General features: G+C 53.9%; 1 pseudogene. It reads left to right on the forward strand.

The window, feature by feature from the left end:
- Window positions 1–534: pseudogene (locus tag J9889_RS15900) on the forward strand (IS110-like element ISAeca3 family transposase); the annotation flags it as partial.
- Window positions 535–792: the final 258 nt, after the last annotated feature.

Genomic DNA, 792 nt, shown 5'->3' on the forward strand with positions numbered 1-792 from the left:
CTGCCTTCTGTGATGGCTGAACACGAGTTACCAGCGCGACTGATTACCATGTTGGAGAGGCTGCATGCCCATTTCAAGTATCTGGAGCAGCAAATTGCCGAGATCGACAAGGAACTGGCCAGCCAGCTTGGCGATGACGATCTTGGTCAGCGTCTGATGACAATCCCTGGTGTCGGCCCGATCACTGCCAGCGTGTTGGCCGCCGAGCTCGGTGACGGAAAACACTATCGATGTAGTCGTGATTTCGCGGCGTCAGTCGGATTGGTGCCACGCCAGTACAGTACTGGGGGCCGGGCAAACCTGAAGGGTATCAGCAAGCGTGGCGACAAAAATCTTAGACGATTGTTGGTGCAATGTGCACGAGCCTATATGCAACGGCTAGAGCGGCAAACGGGACGATTGGCTGATTGGGTCAGGTCTATGTTGACTCGGCGACATTCGAATGTTGTGGCTTGTGCACTAGCCAACAAGTTGGCCCGCACGGCTTGGGCGCTGGCGGCACGGCATACCGAATTTCGGGCAATGCCAACCTGACGCGCCCCTATTTACTTTTGTACTGACACACCCACCTGGTTTTGCGACTGTGATATTGGATGACGTGAACGGCATACCGGCCTGACTGATAACCTGGCAAAAGAATAGGCTTTCTAGGCCGAGGGTCTTTTTAGGACAGTCAGGCGCGATTCTCATCGTGGCGCGGAGAACATTCTCCATCAAGACGCCGGATAGATTTAAGCAAGCCAACCACAACACCCGAAATCAAGGTTGCAAAAAAGGGGGTGACCATAGATT

The sequence above is a fragment of the Aeromonas sp. PrichA-15 genome (assembly GCF_017939245.1).
Lineage (GTDB): Bacteria > Pseudomonadota > Gammaproteobacteria > Enterobacterales > Aeromonadaceae > Aeromonas > Aeromonas caviae.